At 63.9% G+C, this 16,645-nt stretch carries 13 protein-coding genes; 6 read left to right on the forward strand and 7 right to left on the reverse strand.

Annotated elements, in window-relative coordinates; all coding sequences use genetic code 11:
- Nucleotides 1-28 precede the first annotated feature (28 nt).
- Nucleotides 29-1,126 (reverse strand): MBL fold metallo-hydrolase, encoded by a 1,098-nt coding sequence (locus tag M0209_RS11100; protein ID WP_258888334.1) that lies wholly within the window; start codon nucleotides 1,124-1,126, stop codon nucleotides 29-31.
- A 217-nt stretch (nucleotides 1,127-1,343) separates the two neighbouring features.
- On the opposite strand from M0209_RS11100, the gene M0209_RS11105 reads away from it, so the two are divergent.
- Entirely contained in the window at nucleotides 1,344-2,729 is a 1,386-nt protein-coding gene (locus M0209_RS11105; RefSeq protein ID WP_258888335.1) for a metallophosphoesterase, read from the forward strand.
- 119 nt (nucleotides 2,730-2,848) lie between these two features.
- Here the strand turns inward: M0209_RS11105 and M0209_RS11110 are convergent, their stop codons facing one another.
- The 4 genes from M0209_RS11110 to M0209_RS11125 form a co-directional block, all read right to left on the reverse strand.
- Entirely contained in the window at nucleotides 2,849-3,532 is a 684-nt protein-coding gene (locus M0209_RS11110; protein WP_258888336.1) for a DUF1013 domain-containing protein, read from the reverse strand.
- 98 nt (nucleotides 3,533-3,630) lie between these two features.
- Entirely contained in the window at nucleotides 3,631-4,656 is a 1,026-nt protein-coding gene (locus M0209_RS11115) for a glycosyltransferase family 1 protein (protein WP_258888337.1), read from the reverse strand.
- Between the two features lie 11 nt (nucleotides 4,657-4,667).
- Nucleotides 4,668-5,540, reverse strand: a complete 873-nt coding sequence (locus M0209_RS11120) for a UDP-2,3-diacylglucosamine diphosphatase (RefSeq protein WP_258888338.1) — start codon at nucleotides 5,538-5,540, stop codon at nucleotides 4,668-4,670.
- A gap of 75 nt (nucleotides 5,541-5,615) precedes the next feature.
- Nucleotides 5,616-6,236, reverse strand: a complete 621-nt coding sequence (locus tag M0209_RS11125; protein ID WP_258888339.1) for a glutathione S-transferase family protein — start codon at nucleotides 6,234-6,236, stop codon at nucleotides 5,616-5,618.
- A gap of 74 nt (nucleotides 6,237-6,310) precedes the next feature.
- On the opposite strand from M0209_RS11125, the gene M0209_RS11130 reads away from it, so the two are divergent.
- On the forward strand, nucleotides 6,311-9,307 hold the full coding sequence (locus M0209_RS11130) for a class I SAM-dependent DNA methyltransferase (protein ID WP_258888340.1): 2,997 nt from the start codon (nucleotides 6,311-6,313) through the stop codon (nucleotides 9,305-9,307).
- A gap of 212 nt (nucleotides 9,308-9,519) precedes the next feature.
- A complete protein-coding gene (locus tag M0209_RS11135; RefSeq protein ID WP_258888341.1) occupies nucleotides 9,520-11,382 on the forward strand; it encodes an ABC-F family ATP-binding cassette domain-containing protein in 1,863 nt (620 codons plus the stop codon).
- Here M0209_RS11135 and M0209_RS11140 read toward each other — a convergent pair.
- Nucleotides 11,379-12,071 carry a hypothetical protein gene (locus M0209_RS11140; protein WP_258888342.1) on the reverse strand — a complete coding sequence of 231 codons (693 nt, stop codon included), beginning with the start codon at nucleotides 12,069-12,071 and terminating at the stop codon, nucleotides 11,379-11,381. The genes M0209_RS11135 and M0209_RS11140 overlap by 4 nt on opposite strands.
- Entirely contained in the window at nucleotides 12,068-13,069 is a 1,002-nt protein-coding gene (locus M0209_RS11145; RefSeq protein ID WP_258888343.1) for an NAD(P)H-quinone oxidoreductase, read from the reverse strand. The genes M0209_RS11140 and M0209_RS11145 overlap by 4 nt, the downstream gene beginning before the upstream one ends.
- Nucleotides 13,070-13,288: 219 nt before the next feature.
- On the opposite strand from M0209_RS11145, the gene M0209_RS11150 reads away from it, so the two are divergent.
- From M0209_RS11150 to clpA, 3 genes are all read left to right on the forward strand, one after another.
- A complete protein-coding gene (locus tag M0209_RS11150) occupies nucleotides 13,289-13,954 on the forward strand; it encodes a CDP-alcohol phosphatidyltransferase family protein (protein ID WP_258888344.1) in 666 nt (221 codons plus the stop codon).
- A gap of 40 nt (nucleotides 13,955-13,994) precedes the next feature.
- The gene (locus M0209_RS11155; protein ID WP_258888345.1) at nucleotides 13,995-14,195 is read left to right on the forward strand and encodes a DUF1192 domain-containing protein; all 201 of its coding nucleotides are present in this window, start codon (nucleotides 13,995-13,997) and stop codon (nucleotides 14,193-14,195) included.
- A 110-nt stretch (nucleotides 14,196-14,305) separates the two neighbouring features.
- Entirely contained in the window at nucleotides 14,306-16,636 is a 2,331-nt protein-coding gene (gene clpA / locus M0209_RS11160; protein WP_258888346.1) for an ATP-dependent Clp protease ATP-binding subunit ClpA, read from the forward strand.
- Nucleotides 16,637-16,645 lie beyond the last annotated feature (9 nt).

Here is a 16,645-nt window from a genome sequence, read left to right on the forward strand (position 1 = left end):
GTGTAAGCGGCGACATCGCACGCTGCAATCAGGCCGCCGAATAGAAGCGCACCCCTTCGCGCAGTTCGAATGTGGCGCGCCCTGTCACCTCCAGATGGCGCAGATGCGCGAGCGCCTCACCCGTCGCCAGCCCCAATATGCTGTCGTCGATGGCACGCCCGAACAGCACGCCGAAACAATCGACCGCACGGCGCGGCTCGACCGTCAGATGCGCGTGGAGCCGGTTGAGGCTGGTCCGGTGCCCCTCCTCCAGCCGGTCGAGCCGCGCGTGCAGCCCGTAAAACGGCTCGCCATGCGCGGGCAGCACCAGCAGGTCGTCGGGCAGCGCGCGGAACTTCTCGATCGAGGCCAGCCAGTCGCCGAGCGGATCGCCGGTCGGCTCGGTAATCGTCACCGACACATTGCTGGTGATGCGCGGCAGCACCTGGTCGCCCGCGATCATCACCTTGCCCTTCAGATCGACGAAACAGACGTGTTCGGGCGTGTGGCCGCTGCCGACCCAGACCGTCCAGTCGCGCGCACCGATGCGGATGACGTCGCCGTCCTTGATGCGGACATGGCCGACCGGCATCGGCGAGACGATGGCGGCGAAATTGCCCCATCCGCGCGCCTTGAACGGGGCCACTTGTTCGGGCGTCCATCCCGCCTCGACCGCTTGCGTGACCGCCTCGACCGGCGGTTCGTCGCGCTTGTCGGCGATCAGCATCCGCGCCAGCAGATATTCGGTGCGGTTCATCCACAACGGCGCGCCGTGCTTGAAGCACAGCCACCCTGCGAGGCCGAGATGATCGGGGTGGAAATGCGTCACCAGCACCCGCGACACCGGCCGTCCATCCAGAGCGCGCCGCCAGGCATCTTTCGATTCCGGCAATTTCAGCCCGGTATCGACAAGGGCAACGCCGCCGTCATCCTCCAGCAGCCAGACATTGATGTGCTTCAGCAATCCAGGCACCGGCAGCCGCGTCCAGCCTAGTCCCTCGCCAAGCGGGTGGACGACGCCATATTCGGGCGCGAACTTGCCCATCGGATAGGTCAGGCCGCGCGATTCCAGCGGCTCGAACCCGTGGTCGGTCAGGCTCATGTCGGGCGCAGGCGCGTCCGGCGTTTCGGTGGATGCAGTTGCCATTTGCAACCCCTTGGCATGGCAGGTTCGCCGATACCAGCGCGTTGGCTCGCCGCCCACGTGCTCAAACCGCGCCTCTGGCCAAAACGATGTGAAAAGCGCAGTTTACATTTCGACACCGACACGATCGGGGCGATACGGGGACAGGGCGATGGCGAGACGCATCAGGAACGCAGTCTTATGCGGTGCATTTGTGCTGGGCCTTGCCGCCGCGCCGCACTTGGCCATTGCACAGTCGGCAATTGCGCCCGCAGTACCTGCCGCCGCAAGCCCCGGCACTTTCCTGGCGCTGTCCGACATCCATCTGGCGATGTCCGACAATGTCAGTTGCAGTTCCGCCGGCGAGGAGACGCGGCCCGCGCTCTGGTCCGCTGCACAGGCAAAGGCAAAGGTACTGATCGCGACCGCCAAACCGGCATTTGCGATCTATGTCGGCGACCTGCCCGCGCATTGCGCCGGGGGCTATGCCACCGAGTTCAAGGCCGCGCTCGACGGACTCGCGAACATCGCCGGTACCACGACGAAGCTGATCTACCTGCCCGGCAACAACGATTCGCTGGGCGGCGATTATCAGGCGTTCACCTACAACCAGCAGACGCCGCTGAACCTGTCCTCGACATGGGGCGGCAGTCCGGTTTTGAATGCCCAGTCCGGCGACCTGATCGACACGGCCAACCTGCCGAAGGGATATTATTCGGTCTATGCCGCGCAGAAATCCGCCACCGCCCCGGCCCTGCGCGTCATCGCGCTCAACACCAACATTTTCACCGCCTCCTACGACAGCCGCAATGGTGCACCCGACCCGAACGGCGTGCCGCACTATCAGGCCGACACCAACATTTTCACCGCCTCCTACGACAGCCGCAATGGTGCACCCGACCCGAACGGCGTGCCGCACTATCAGGCCGACACCAACGCCCAGCTCGAATGGCTCAACGCCCAGCTAAAGGATGCCCGCACCAAGGGCGAAAGGGTAATCGTCGCCATGCACGTGCCGCCCGGGATCGACGGCTATGGCGACGGCAACGGCGGCGTGAAGACAATGTGGAGCCGCAGCCTGAACTATACCGGCACCGACCCCGATCTGGTGCAAGCCTGGGTGCAGCAGACGTTCCTGCAAATTATCGCATCCTATGGTCCCGAAATCGTCGGGCTGTTGAGCAGCCACACCCATTACAACGAGATCAGGCGGCTCCGCGATTGCAGCCGGAAACTGCCCAATCTCGGCAGGTTCACCGAACTCGACCTCGCCATTCCGTCGATCACCACCGACCATGGCAACAACCCGTCGCTGAAGCTGGTCGAATACAATACGCAGTTCGAATGGACCGAAAACACGACCTATTACGCGTCGGACAACAAGGGGACGGGCTGGAACGGCAACAAGCCGCTGTCGTTCGACAGCATGAACTACCCCTGCAAGAAATGCGCGCCCGGCGACACACTGAAAGACCGCATCGCGGCGCTCGACAACAAGACCGTTATCGGAACGTCGCAGGGGCTGGCCGACCTGATGCTGAAATGGCTACGCGTCAACGGCACTGCACCGAAGAACCCGCGCAGCTATGCCCTGTCGCTCGATGCGACGTGCGAGGCGCCGGATTGAGAGGTATTGCTGGCGGGACACGGGCAAAGCCCGTGCTTTCGTCGGCCGGACGATGCCCGCCGGCAGTGCTGGCCCGTGTGCGCGATTAGCGTCCGCCAATCACAGCCCGCGCTGGCGCATCAGCGTTTAAACGGATCCACGAAACTCCCGATCATCGCGGGCGCTTCCATTTCGCCGTTCGCAATCGCCTCGGCAATGCGCGCGGCTTCGGTGCGTTCGATGCGGAGCTGGTCGATCAGGGCCTCGCGGTCGCCGTCGAGCTTGGTATCGACGATGGGGTCCAGACCGGCAGCCTTGGCGGCCTTTGCGACAATCGCGTCGAGTTCGCGCTGCGAACACAGGCCGAGCGTCACCGGATCCTTCGGCACGATGTTCGCCATGTTCCAGTGGCTCTTGTCGCGGATCGCCGAAATGGTGTTGCGCGTCGTGCCGATTAGCTTGCCGATCTGGCCGTCGCTGACTTCGGGGTGGTTGCGGATGATCCAGGCGATGCCGTCGGGCTTGTCCGACCGTTTGCTGACCGGCGTGTAGCGCGGCCCCTTGGTCCGCGTCGCGGCTTCGGGCTCGCGGTCCATCTTCAGCGCGTAATTGGGATCGGCCTGCCCCTTTTCGATTTCGGCCATCGTCAGCTCGTGCGCGCGGATCGGGTCGCGCCCGGTCAGCTTGGTCGCCGCCGTGTCATCGGCAATCGCCTGCACTTCGAGGATATGGAGGCCGCAGAACACCGCAATCTGTTCGAACGACAGTGAGGTGTTATCGACCAGCCAGGAAGCGGTCGCATGGGGCATGAGCGGCTGGGCCATCGTTCGGGTCTTTCCGTAAGCGATAATAAAAGGGCCGCCCCTTTCGGGACGGCCTAATCGCTGAAGGGCTTAGTCCGAAGCGCCGTAGAGGGCAAGCGTTACGCGGCGTGGGCCAGCGGGGGGATGGCGGGCACCAGCGCCGAGACGAACTGTGCGGCACTTGCACCCCAAGTGTAGGTCCGCCCGTAATAGGCACAATCGCCGCGGTCGCGGGTCAGCGCCGCTGTAATCGCCGCGTCGAGACTTTCGTCGAGCGCACCGGTTGCGGGCGTCACGATGTCGATGGGGCCGCTAACCGGGAATGCCGCCACCGGGGTTCCCGAAACCAGCGCCTCGATCATCACCAGCCCGAAGGTGTCGGTGCGGCTGGGAAACACGAACACATCCGCCCCCGCGTAACTGCCCGCCAATTCTTCGCCGGACAACGCGCCGAGGAATACGGCATCGGGGTATTGCGCGGCAAGCATCGCCCGCGCCGGTCCGTCGCCGACGACGACCTTGGTGCCGGGATGCGACGAAGCCAGGAACGCTTCGATATTCTTTTCGATCGCGACCCGTCCGACATAGAGCTGGATCGGGCGCGGCAGGCTGGCAAAGGCGGGGTGCGGCGAGGCATCGGTCGAGAAGGCGTCGAGATCGACGCCCCGGCTCCAGTGCATTGAGTGCCCGATCCCGTGGCCGCGCAGCCCGTCGCGCACCGAGGGCGTCGAGACCAGCACCGCGCTCGACGCGGCATGGAACCAGCGGAAATACGGCCAGACCCATTCGGCATCGATGCCGGTGCGCGCCGCGAAATAATCGGGGAATTGCGTGTGGTAAGCGGTGGTGAATGCCCACCCCTGCCGCACCAGCCAGCGTCGTGCGGCGAGGCAAAGCGGTCCCTCGGTCGACAGATGCACCGCGTCGGGCGCGAACGCCGCCAGCCGCCCGCCGACCCAGGCCGCACGGGTCAGCGCCAGCCGGATTTCGGGATAGGTCGGGCATGGCAGGTTCGGGTATAGATCGGGCGAGACGACCAGCACCTCGTGCCCCTTCGCCTCCAGCTCGGCTTTGGTCGCTTTCAGCGTGCGAACGACGCCGTTAACCTGCGGCTCCCATGCATCGGTAACGATGGCGATACGCATGGGGAAACTCCCTAAGCAGCGATCTTCAGCACCGGGCGCGATGCATCGCGCTTCGCCATTTCCTCGACCCAGTGGAGGATTTCCATCCGCCCGTCGAAATGTTCGACCAACGCGGTGCAGCCCTCCACCCAGTCGCCGTCGTTGTAATATTCGACCCCCGCGAGCGGTCGGAATTCGGCGTGGTGGATATGGCCGCAGACCACCCCGTCGACCCCGCGCCGCGCGGCCTCTGCGGCAACGGTGTGCTCGAACTGCGAGATAACCTCGACGGCGTTCTTGACCTTTTGCTTGGCGACCTTCGAGAACGACCAATAGGGCTTGCCGAGCCGCGCACGAACCCAGTTCACACCGTGGTTGATCCGCATCATCAAATGGTAGAGCTGGTCGCCGAAGAACGCGATCCAGCGGTGGCCGAGCAGGATCGCGTCGAACTCGTCGCCATGTGCGACAAGCAATGTGCGCCCGTCCGCCGTCTCGTGGATCGCCTGCCGCTTGATCTCCACGCCGCCGAAATTCAGTCCCGCATATTGGCGGAACATTTCGTCGTGGTTTCCCGGCACATAGACGACGCGGGTGCCGCGCTTGGCGCGCTTCATGATCCGCCAGATGATATCGTTGTGGGTATCGGGCCAGTAGAATTTCTTCTTCAGCCGCCACCCGTCGATAATGTCGCCGACGAGGTACATCGTCTCGCTGTCGGTCGAATCGAGGAAATCGATCAGCAAATCGGCGGCACAACCGCGCGTGCCGAGGTGGACGTCGCTGATCCAGATCGTGCGGAACCGCCGCCGCCCGCGCTGGCCTTCCGGCTCGGGGATCGTCGGCTCGGACGCGGAAAACTCGTGGATATCGGCATCGAAGGGCAGGCGTGTAATCGCGTCCATGGACCGCTCCCTAGGCGATTTCGGGGCTGTGTTCCACCGCCTATGAATCGGATTTGTTACAGCTTGCCGCCATTCTTATGCCGTTATCGTGACATGCCCCGGTTGCGCCGCGACGCGCGCCAGCCATGCCTCGACGGCGGGATAGCGCGACAGCTTGAACCCGCCCTCTCCGGCCACATGGGTATAGGCATAAAGGCAGATATCGGCGAGCGTCATCCCACCGCCAACGAACCAGTCCTGCGCCGCCAGATGCCGGTCCATCAGGCACAGCGCGGCCTCCCCTGCCATCCATTTGCTTTCGAGCTGGGCGCGCTGGCCGTCGTTCAGCTTGTCCTCGCCCAGAAACGCGCGCCAGAAGCGCAGGGTCGCGACATTGGGCTCGTGGTTATATTGTTCCCAGCACATCCAGCGCAGCACATCGGCGCGCCCGAAGCGGTCCTCCGGCATCAGCGCCGTCCCCTCGGCCAGATACCAGCAGGCGGCATTGCTTTCGGGCAGCAACTTGTCGCCGATCTGCAGCACCGGAATGCGCCCGTTGGCGTTGACACTCGCCAGAAATTCCGGCGTCCGCGTTTCGCCCTTCATAATGTCGTACTCGCGCCGCTCGATAGGCAGGCCGAGCGACGCGGCAGTCAGGCGGATTTTGTAGCAATTCCCCGACTGGGCATATTCGTGAAGGATCAGTTGGTCGGTCATGGTCGCCTGCGCCCCCCCGCGGATTCGGTCGAAACGAGGTGTTCATTACCCGCAATCGCGCTAAGCGACCAGTGATGACCCCGAACGATTTCATCCGCAAATGGCGCAATGCCGAACTGAAGGAGCGCAGCGCCAGCCAGAGCCATTTCAACGACCTGTGCGCGCTGCTCGGCATCCTCGATCCCGTCAGTGCGGACCCCACCGGCGACTGGTTTACCTTCGAAAAAGGGGCGACCAAAACCGGCGGTGGCAACGGCTGGGCCGACGTGTGGCGCAAGGGCTGCTTTGCGTGGGAGTATAAGGGCCGCCACGCCAACCTCGACAAGGCGTTGTCGCAACTGCTGCAATATCAGGCCGCGCTCGAAAATCCGCCGCTGCTGATCGTCAGCGACATGGACCGGATTATCGTCCGGACCAATTTCACCAACACCGTGCAGGAAAAGCACGATTTCGAACTCGAGGACCTGCGCGACGGCGACACGCGCGAGCGGCTGAAGCGCGCGTTTACCGATCCCGATGCGTTCAAGCCGTCGCAGACGCGCACTGCGCTGACCGAGGAGACCGCGCGCGAGTTCGCGGGGCTGGCCCAACGCCTGCGCGACCGGGGCCATGATGCGGGGGCCGTCGCGCATTTCGTCAACCAGCTCGTCTTCTGCATGTTTGCCGAGGATTCGGCGCTGCTGCCCGACAATATGTTCACCGACATGCTGCAATTGTGCCGGTTCGAATGGGACTTGTTTCCCGACCACGCGCGCACCCTGTTTGCGGCGATGGCGGACAAGGGCGGCAAGGTCGGGTTCAAGCGCATCGAATGGTTCAACGGCGGGCTGTTCGAGGGGGCAGAGTCCGGTGGGGCGGACCCGCTGCCGCTGACCGAGGACGATGTCGAGCAGCTGGCCAAGGCGGCGAAGCGCGACTGGTCGCAGATCGACCCGTCGATCCTCGGCACCTTGTTCGAACGCGGCCTCGACCCCGCCAAGCGCAGCCAGCTGGGCGCGCATTATACCGACCGGGCCAAGATCGACCTGATCGTGCGGCCCGTCATTGTCGAGCCGCTGGAGGCCGAATGGGCCGATGCGCTGGGACGCATGACCGCGCTGGTCGACAGCGCCCCCAAACGCACCGCCGAACGACTGTTGTCCCCGGCCGAAAAGCGCAAGGCCGACAAATTGCATGCCGAGGCCGAGGCGATCCACAGCGCGTTTATCGAGCGGCTGGCGGCATTCCGCGTGCTCGACCCGGCCTGCGGGTCGGGCAATTTCCTCTATGTCGCCTTGAGGGCGCTCAAGGATATCGAGCACCGCGCGAACCTGGATGCCGAGGCGCTGGGGCTGCCGCGCGGCTTCCCGCGTGTCGGCCCCGAATGCGTGTTGGGGATCGAACTCAATCCCTATGCGGCGGAACTGGCGCGGGTCAGCGTGTGGATCGGCGAAATCCAGTGGATGCGCCGCAACGGGTTCGACGTGGCGAAGAACCCGATCCTTCGCCCGCTGGAAACGATCGAGTGTCGCGATGCGGTGCTGAACGCCGACGGGACGCGCGCGGAGTGGCCGAGCGCGGACGTGGTCGTGGGGAACCCGCCGTTTTTGGGCAACAAGAAGATGATCGGCGAGCTGGGCGAGAACTATGCGGTCGCGCTCCGTAAGGCTTGGCCGGAGGTGCCGGGTGGCGTCGATCTGGTTTGCTACTGGTTCGCCAAAGCTTGGTCGATGATCGTGTCGGAACAGATTCGGCGCGCAGGTTTAGTTTCGACGAACAGCATTCGGGGCGGTGCCAATCGGGAAGTACTCAAACCGATCGTCGATCAAGGCCGTATTTTCGATGCGTGGAGCGATGAGGGCTGGACCGTTGAAGGGGCAGCCGTACGGGTCTCTCTGATCGCCTTCGAGCGAGGAGCCGAAGGCAGCCTAGGCCCGCATCAAGTGCGGGCTGACGATGAGAGTTTAGAGCCGAAATATCCAACCCGTCGCCCCGTGCTTGACACGGGGTTAGGCTTTTTTCGTCAGCCGATGCTTAACGGTCGACCTGTTGAGCAAATCCATGCCGATTTGACCGGGGGGATGGACGTAGTTGATTTGACACGCGCTCAGCGGCTTCCTGAAAATTCGGCACGATGCTTCGAGGGATTGAAGAAATACGGTGCGTTTGATGTGCCCGGTTCGATCGCGCGCGCTTGGCTTCAACTGCCGGTAAACGTGAACGGGAGGCCAAACGCCGACGTCTTATTCCCGTGGATCATCGCGAAAGACATCGTGCGCCGACCATCGGATCGCTGGGCAATAGATTTTGCAACATCTTCGGAAATTGAGGCTGCACAATACGAGCAACCGTTTCAGCATGCTTTGGCGCACGTTCAACCGATCCGAGCGCGCGACCGTAACGAGCGCACCCGCGAGCAATGGTGGCGCTACGAACGCCCGCGTCCCGAGCTTCGCAAGTCGTTTGAAGGACTACAGCGATACATCGCAACGCCTGTCGTCTCAAAACACCGCATCTTTGTTTGGCTCTCCAACTTCGCAAGGCCATCCAACCTGCTCGACGCCATCGCCCGCGACGACGACACGACCTTCGGCATCCTCCATTCGCGATTCCACGAACTCTGGTCGCTGCGGATGGGGACTTTCCTCGGCGTCGGCAACGACCCGCGCTATACGCCCTCGACCACGTTCGAGACCTTCCCCTTCCCCGAAGGCCTGACCCCCGACATCCCCGCCGCCAACTATGCGAACGACCCCCGCGCACAGGCCATCGCCGCTGCCGCCGCGACGCTCAACGAGCTGCGCGAGAACTGGCTGAACCCCGCCGACCTGATCGTGCGCGAACCCGAAGTCGTGCCGGGCTATCCCGACCGCATCCTGCCCCGCGACGACGATGCGGCGAAGGAGCTGAAAAAGCGCACGCTGACCAACCTCTACAACGCACGCCCGGTATGGCTGGCGAACGCGCACGCCACGCTCGATGCCGCCGTCGCCGATGCCTATGGCTGGGGCGCGGCGTGGGCGCTCGGCATGAGCGACGACGACATCCTGTCGCACCTGTTCGCGCTGAACCAGGCGCGGAGCGGGAGATAAGTCCTCCCCAGCGAAGCGCAGGGGAGGTGGCGCGACAGCGCCGGAGGGGCGCGAGCGCAGCGAGCGGCGGTGTCTCCAACCGAAACACCGTCCGCCGCTGAACGCGGCGGCCCCTCCGCCCTGCGGGCACCTCCCCTGCGGCCTGCGGCCTGGGGAGGACTTGGCGACACGCCCTCTCGCACTTGCAGCATTTCCCTGCTACCGGCCCTGCCATGCTCAACATCAACGGCATCACCGTGCGCCTTGGCGGGCGCACCATTCTCGACCGTGCGACCGCCGCACTGCCGACGGGCGCGCGCGTTGGGCTGATCGGGCGCAACGGGGCGGGCAAGACCACGTTGATGAAAGTCATCACCGGCCACTACGACCCCGATGAGGGCGGCATCGACATCCCGCGCAAATCGCGCATCGGCTATATCGCGCAGGAAGCGCCGTCGGGCACGACCACCCCGTTCGAAACCGTACTCGCCGCCGATACTGAGCGCGCGGCGCTGATGGTCGAGGAAGAGCACACCGACGATCACCACCGCATCGCCGAAATCCATGAAAGACTGATCGCCATCGACGCGCATGCCGCGCCTGCACGCGCCGCGCGTATCCTCGTCGGGCTGGGTTTCGACGAGGAGATGCAGCACCGCCCTCTCGACAGCTATTCGGGCGGCTGGAAGATGCGCGTCGCGCTCGCCGCACTGCTGTTCAGCGAACCCGACCTGCTGCTGCTCGACGAACCGTCGAACCACCTCGATCTTGAAGCGACCTTGTGGCTCGAAAATTTCCTTAAAAGCTACCGCGCGACGATGGTCGTCATCAGCCACGAACGCGACTTGCTCAATAATGTCGTCGACCACATCCTCCATCTGGAAGGCGGCAAGACCACGCTCTACGTCGGCGGTTACGACGCATTCGAGCGGCAGCGCGCCGAGCGGCTGGCGCAACTGGCATCGGCCCGCGCGGCGCAGGATAAGCAACGCGAGAAATTGCAGGACTATATCGCCCGCAACTCCGCTCGCGCCTCAACCGCCAAACAGGCCCAGTCGCGGCAAAAGGCGTTGGCGAAGATGCAGCCGATTGCCGAGGTTGCCAACGATCCGACGCTGTCGTTCGATTTTCCCAGCCCCGACGAACTGAAGCCGCCTTTGGTCACCCTCGACATGGCAGCGGTCGGCTACACCGAAAACAAGCCGATCCTCCAGCGGCTAAACCTGCGCCTCGACCCCGACGACCGGATCGCACTGCTGGGGCGCAACGGCAACGGCAAGACGACGCTTGCCCGCCTGCTCGCGGCGCAGCTCCCGGCGATGGACGGCGCAATAAACGCGGCGGGCAAGATGCGTGTCGGCTATTTCACGCAATATCAGGTCGAGGAGCTCGACGGCGCCGATACCCCGCTCGAACATATGACCCGCGCGATGCGCGGCGAGACGCCTGGCGCGGTGCGCGGGCAGCTGGGGCGCTTCGGCTTTTCAGGCGCGAAAGCAACGACGCAAGTCGGCAAATTGTCGGGCGGAGAAAAGGCGCGGCTCGCGCTCGCGCTGATCACCCGCGAGGCACCGCATATGCTGATCCTCGACGAACCGACCAACCACCTCGACGTCGATGCGCGCGAGGCGCTGGTGCAGGCGCTCAACGAGTACGACGGCGCGGTGGTGCTGGTCAGCCACGACCGCCACATGCTCGAACTCACCGCCGACCGGCTGGTGCTGGTCGATGACGGCACCGCGAAGGAATATGCCGGGACGCTCGACGACTATACCGACATGATTCTGGGCAAGGCGCCCAAGTCCGAGGGCGGCAAGGGCAACAAGAAGGAAGACCGTAAAGCAGCCGCCGCTGCCCGCGAAAAGGGCACCGCGCTCCGCAACGCCGTCAAGACGGCCGAGAGCGAGATGGCGAAACTCACCGCAACCCGCAGCGCCATCGAACGCGCGATGTTCGACCCCACCAGCGCCGCGCCCGAACATGCGAAGCTGACGATGACCGACTTGATGAAGCTGCGTGCCAGCATCGAGGCGAAGCTGGAAGCGGCGGAAGCAGCCTGGGTCAAAGCGAGCGAGGCGCTGGAGATTGTGGGCTAACGCGCCGCCGCGAATTCAGAATAGTTTGTGCGCGTCGTCATTGTCGCCGCTTTCCCCATCATCGATCCGCTGAATTCGGTTGCGACGCTCGAGGGAACCGGGCGCCCGTCGGGGAGCAGGCGATAGGTCGAATTTGCAACGAAGCGTTCGAGCTTAGCCACCAGAAACAGCCGCGTCGGCGTGTTCGAGCTAAAGCGGGCCCGTTCGACGAACGGCACTTTTCCGGCGATATTTACGACTGCTTCGGCACTTGTGTTGGGCGAGGCGTCGTAGCTGCCCATCTTGATCGTCCCCTTTGGCAGGCTTGCGAACCGATAGGTGACGCTGGTTGGCGTGGTCGTGATCCGGGTCGCGGGCGCCCCGAACCATTCGGCGATGCGCGCGTAGCTGGGCGGGGGCACGCGCGACGCACGCCTGGCGTCCTGCTCCATTTGCTTGGGCGTCGGTGGCTTCCCGTCGATCTTCATCAGCGTCCAGGGCTTCCCGACCCCACGCGGATCGTAGCGCGAGACACGCTCCATCGGCGCCGCCCCGGTGCGCTCGAACCGCATCGTTTGGATGAAGGTAAAGTCGCGCGCGCTGACCGCCTTGGCCCCGGCCAGCACTTGTTGCTGGAGCGCATCGGCGAACACGGCCTGCGAGACGGGCCACAGTGCAGAAGCGGCAAGCAGCAGGCGAAGCGGCGTCATGTAATCTCCAGGACCAGTTTTCCGACATGCGCACCGGAATCCATGCGCGCATGGGCATCTCTAGCGTCGCTCAATGAATACACGCTGTCGATGACCGGCTTCAGCCGCCCCGCCTCGACATGCGGCCACACGGTTCGCGCGATTTCGTCGGCAACCAGCGATTTGAACGACAACGAGCGGGCGCGCAGCGTCGATCCGGTCAGGGTCAGGCGCTTCATCATGATGAGCGGGATGAACACCTCCGCCTTCGGCCCGTTCAGCACCGCGATCGAGACATGGCGGCCGTCCTCGGACAGGCATTGCAGGTTGCGCGGCACATAATCGCCGCCGACCATGTCGAGGACCGCCGCACAGCCCGCGCCGCCGGTGATGCGGGCAACTTCGGCCACGAAATCATGCGTGTTGTAGTTGATCGCAAAAGCCGCACCGATCTCCAGCGCGCTCGTACATTTTTCGTCGCTGCCGCAGGTCACGATGACGGTCAGCCCGAACAACCGCCCCAGTGCAATCGCCATCGTCCCGATGCCGCTCGTCCCGCCGTGGACTAGCACGGTATCGCCCTCCGCCGCATAGGCGCGCTCGAACAAATTGGTCCACACGGTGAACAGCGTCTCGGGCAGCGCCGCCGCCTCGACCATCGTCAGCGATGCAGGCACCGGGAGGCATTGGCCTACGGGTGCCACGCAATATTGGGCATATCCGCCGCCCGCGACCAGCGCACACATCGGTTGCCCGACCAGTTCGGGCATTACGCCCGCGCCGACCGCCACGACTTCGCCCGCAATTTCCAGCCCCGGAATGGTCGGCGCACCCGGCGGCGGCGGGTACATCCCCTTGCGCTGGAGGACGTCGGGCCGATTGATCCCCGCAGCCGCCACTTTGATCAGGACTTCGCCCGCGCCCGGCACCGGTACGGGGCGCTCGACCGCGACCAGCACTTCAGGCCCGCCCGCGCTCGCCGGATCGATGGCCTGCATCGTCGCCGGAATATCGGTCATGGAATTCCCCCGTTCGCGCTCTGCCGCTTCCTAGACGAGGGGAACCGCCCGTGTCAGCATCCGATTGAATGCCGGACGATAATCGACATTTCTTGACCGAATCCCGTTTCGCGCGCACGGGTGCGACATACAAATGACAAGAGAAAGACGTTTCGGAGACGGAATGCACATGGTCGCCCCCCAATCCCCGTCGCAACGATACCCTTCGGGCGTGCTGCGTTGAGCGAGCCGATTAAACCGGTGCAGCGCATCCAGCAGAATTTGCTGGCGGTGAACGAGCGCCGCCTGCTGACCTGGCTTGCCGCACGGATGCCTCCGTCGGTCACGCCCGACCGGCTGACGTCGATCGGTTTTCTCGGGGGTGTTATCGTCGGTACAGGCTATGCGCTCAGCACCTTCGACATCAACTGGCTGTGGGTCGCGATTGCGGGCTATTTCATCAACTGGTTCGGCGACTCGCTCGACGGCAGCTTGGCGCGCTTTCGCAAGATCGAACGTCCCTCGTTCGGCTATTTCATCGACCATAGTACCGATGCACTCGGCAATATGGTGATGTTGGTCGGGCTCGGCCTCAGTCCTTTTCTGCGGCTCGACGTCGCGCTGTTCGGCCTTTCGGCCTACTTGCTGCTCTCGATCCACACATTTCTGGCAGCACGGGTGATCGGCGAATTTCGGCTGTCCTATATGGCAGGCGGACCGACGGAGTTGCGGATCATGCTGATCGCGATGACGCTGGCCATGTTCATCCTCGGGCCCGATCCCGTCTTCGGAACGGCCTTGTCGGCCTTCGACTGGTTTATCGGATCGATTGCGGCCATCTTGGTCATCCTGTTCGTCGTCCAGACGACAATCACCTCGCGCGAATTGCTCCGCCGCGGCGAGTGAGCGGTTGACAGCTGCAGGCCTGCGGGCGAACCTTGCGGCCATGGATACCGATGACATCGCACCACCACCACGCGCAGGCGATGCGGTGGCGCTGTTGTCGCGACAGGATCTCGACCCCTTGTCGGTTGCCGAGTGCGACGCGCGCATCGCTGCGCTCGAAGCGGAGATTGCGCGGACGCGCGCCAGACGTGAAAAGGCCGTTAACCATCGCGCAAGTGCCGATGCCATATTCAAACGCTGACGAAGGCGCATTGCGGCTTTCGCCGGTCAGGTCTTGTCGGGAACGCTCGGGCACCCGACATTGAGGTCCAAGTGGGGCCGCGCCCGTCGGCTCCGATATGGGAAAATCCGATGCCGTCCTTTGCCCGTAACCTCGAGACCACCCTTCACAATGCGCTGGCCGCCGCCGCCGGGCGCAAGCACGAATATGCGACGCTCGAGCATCTGCTGCTCGCGCTCGTCGACGACCAGGAGGCCTCGGCCGTGATGGTCGCGTGCGGCGTCGATACCGGCGAACTGAAAGCGACGGTGACGCATTATCTCGACAGCGAACTCGAAGCCCTGCGGGTCGAGGGGCAGACCGATCCGTCGCCGACCAGCGGGTTCCAGCGCGTCGTCCAGCGCGCAATCCTTCACGTCCAAAGCTCGGGCCGCGACGAAGTAACCGGCGCAAACGTGCTGGTCGCGCTGTTCAGCGAGCGCGAAAGCTATGCCGTCTATTTCCTGCAACAGCAGGATATGAGCCGCCTCGATGCCGTCAGCTATATAAGCCACGGCGTCGGCAAAGGTGCGACCGCGCCCGAGGCCTCGACGCCCAAGGGCGCCGAGGAAGAAAAGCCTGCGAAGGCCGAAGGCGGCAAAAAGACGGAAAGCGCGCTCAAGCAATTCACCGTCGACCTCAACGAAAAGGCCAAAAACGGCAAGGTCGATCCGCTGATCGGGCGCGGACCTGAAGTCGATCGCACCGTGCAGATCCTGTGCCGCCGGTCGAAGAACAACCCGCTGTATGTCGGCGACCCCGGCGTCGGGAAAACCGCGATTGCAGAAGGCCTCGCGCGCAAGATCGTCGAGGGCAATGTCCCCGAGGTGTTGCTTCCTGCGGTCATTTATTCGCTCGACATGGGCGCGCTGCTCGCGGGCACGCGCTATCGTGGCGATTTCGAGGAGCGGCTGAAGGCGGTCGTCAACGAACTCGAGAAGCTGCCCGACGCCATTTTGTTCATCGACGAAATCCACACCGTTATCGGCGCAGGCGCAACCAGCGGCGGGGCTATGGACGCATCTAACCTGCTCAAACCCGCGCTCAGCGGCGGCACGATCCGCTGCATCGGTTCGACGACCTACAAGGAATTCCGCAACCATTTCGAAAAGGACCGCGCGCTGCTGCGCCGGTTCCAGAAGATCGACGTCAACGAACCAACGGTCGAAGACACGATCAAAATTCTGGCGGGCCTTCGCAGTGCGTTCGAGAGCCACCACAGCGTCAAGTACACGCCAGACGCGATCAAGTCGGCGGTGGAGCTGTCAGCCCGCTATATCAATGACCGCAAATTGCCCGACAAGGCGATCGACGTGATCGACGAGGTCGGCGCTATGCAGATGCTGGTCGCACCGAACAAGCGCAAAAAGGTCATTACGCCCAAGGAGATCGAGCAGGTAATCGCAACGATGGCGCGCATCCCGCCGAAATCGGTCAGCACCGACGACACCAAGTCGCTCGCCAGCCTCGAAACCGATCTCAAGCGCGTCGTTTTCGGCCAGAACGACGCCATCGAAAAGCTGGCGTCCGCGATAAAACTCAGCCGTGCAGGCCTGCGCGATCCCGACAAGCCCATCGGCAACTATCTGTTCACCGGCCCCACCGGCGTCGGCAAGACCGAAGTCGCGCGCCAGCTCGCCTCGATCATGGGCATTCCGCTGCAACGCTTCGACATGTCAGAGTATATGGAGCGCCATAGCGTCAGCCGCCTGATCGGTGCGCCCCCGGGCTATGTCGGCTTCGACCAGGGCGGCCTCTTGACCGACGCCATCGACCAGCAGCCGCACAGCGTGCTGCTGCTCGACGAGATCGAAAAGGCGCACCCCGACCTGTTCAACATCCTGTTGCAGGTCATGGATCACGGGCGCCTGACCGACCAGCACGGCAAATCGGTCGATTTTCGCAACGTCATCCTGATCATGACGACTAATGCGGGCGCGAGCGACATGGCGCGCGAGGCCGTCGGCTTCGGCGCGATGACCCGCGAGGGCGAGGACGAAGAGGCGGTGAAGAAGATGTTCACCCCCGAGTTCCGCAACCGCCTCGATGCCATCGTCCCGTTCGGCTATCTGCCGACCGAAGTGGTCGCGCGCGTGGTCGACAAGTTCATCCTGCAGCTCGAACTGCAACTCGCCGACCGCGACGTCCATATCCGCCTCGACGATCCGGCGCGCGAATGGCTGACATCGAAGGGCTATGACAAGCTTTACGGCGCGCGTCCGATGGGCCGCCTGATCCAGGAAAAGATCAAGCAGCCGCTCGCTGAGGAACTGCTGTTCGGCAAGCTGGTCCACGGCGGCGAGGTGATGGTCCACCTGAAGGACGATCCCGACAAGGGCAAGTCGCTCGGCTTCGAGATCACCCCTGCACCGCCCAAGAAGGGCAAGAAGGGCGGCAAGGCGAAGGTCGGCGTCGGCGTCTAGAAGTCGCCC

This window comes from Sphingomonas sp. SUN039, from assembly GCF_024758725.1.
In the GTDB taxonomy this organism is placed as follows: Bacteria; Pseudomonadota; Alphaproteobacteria; order Sphingomonadales; family Sphingomonadaceae; genus Sphingomonas_O.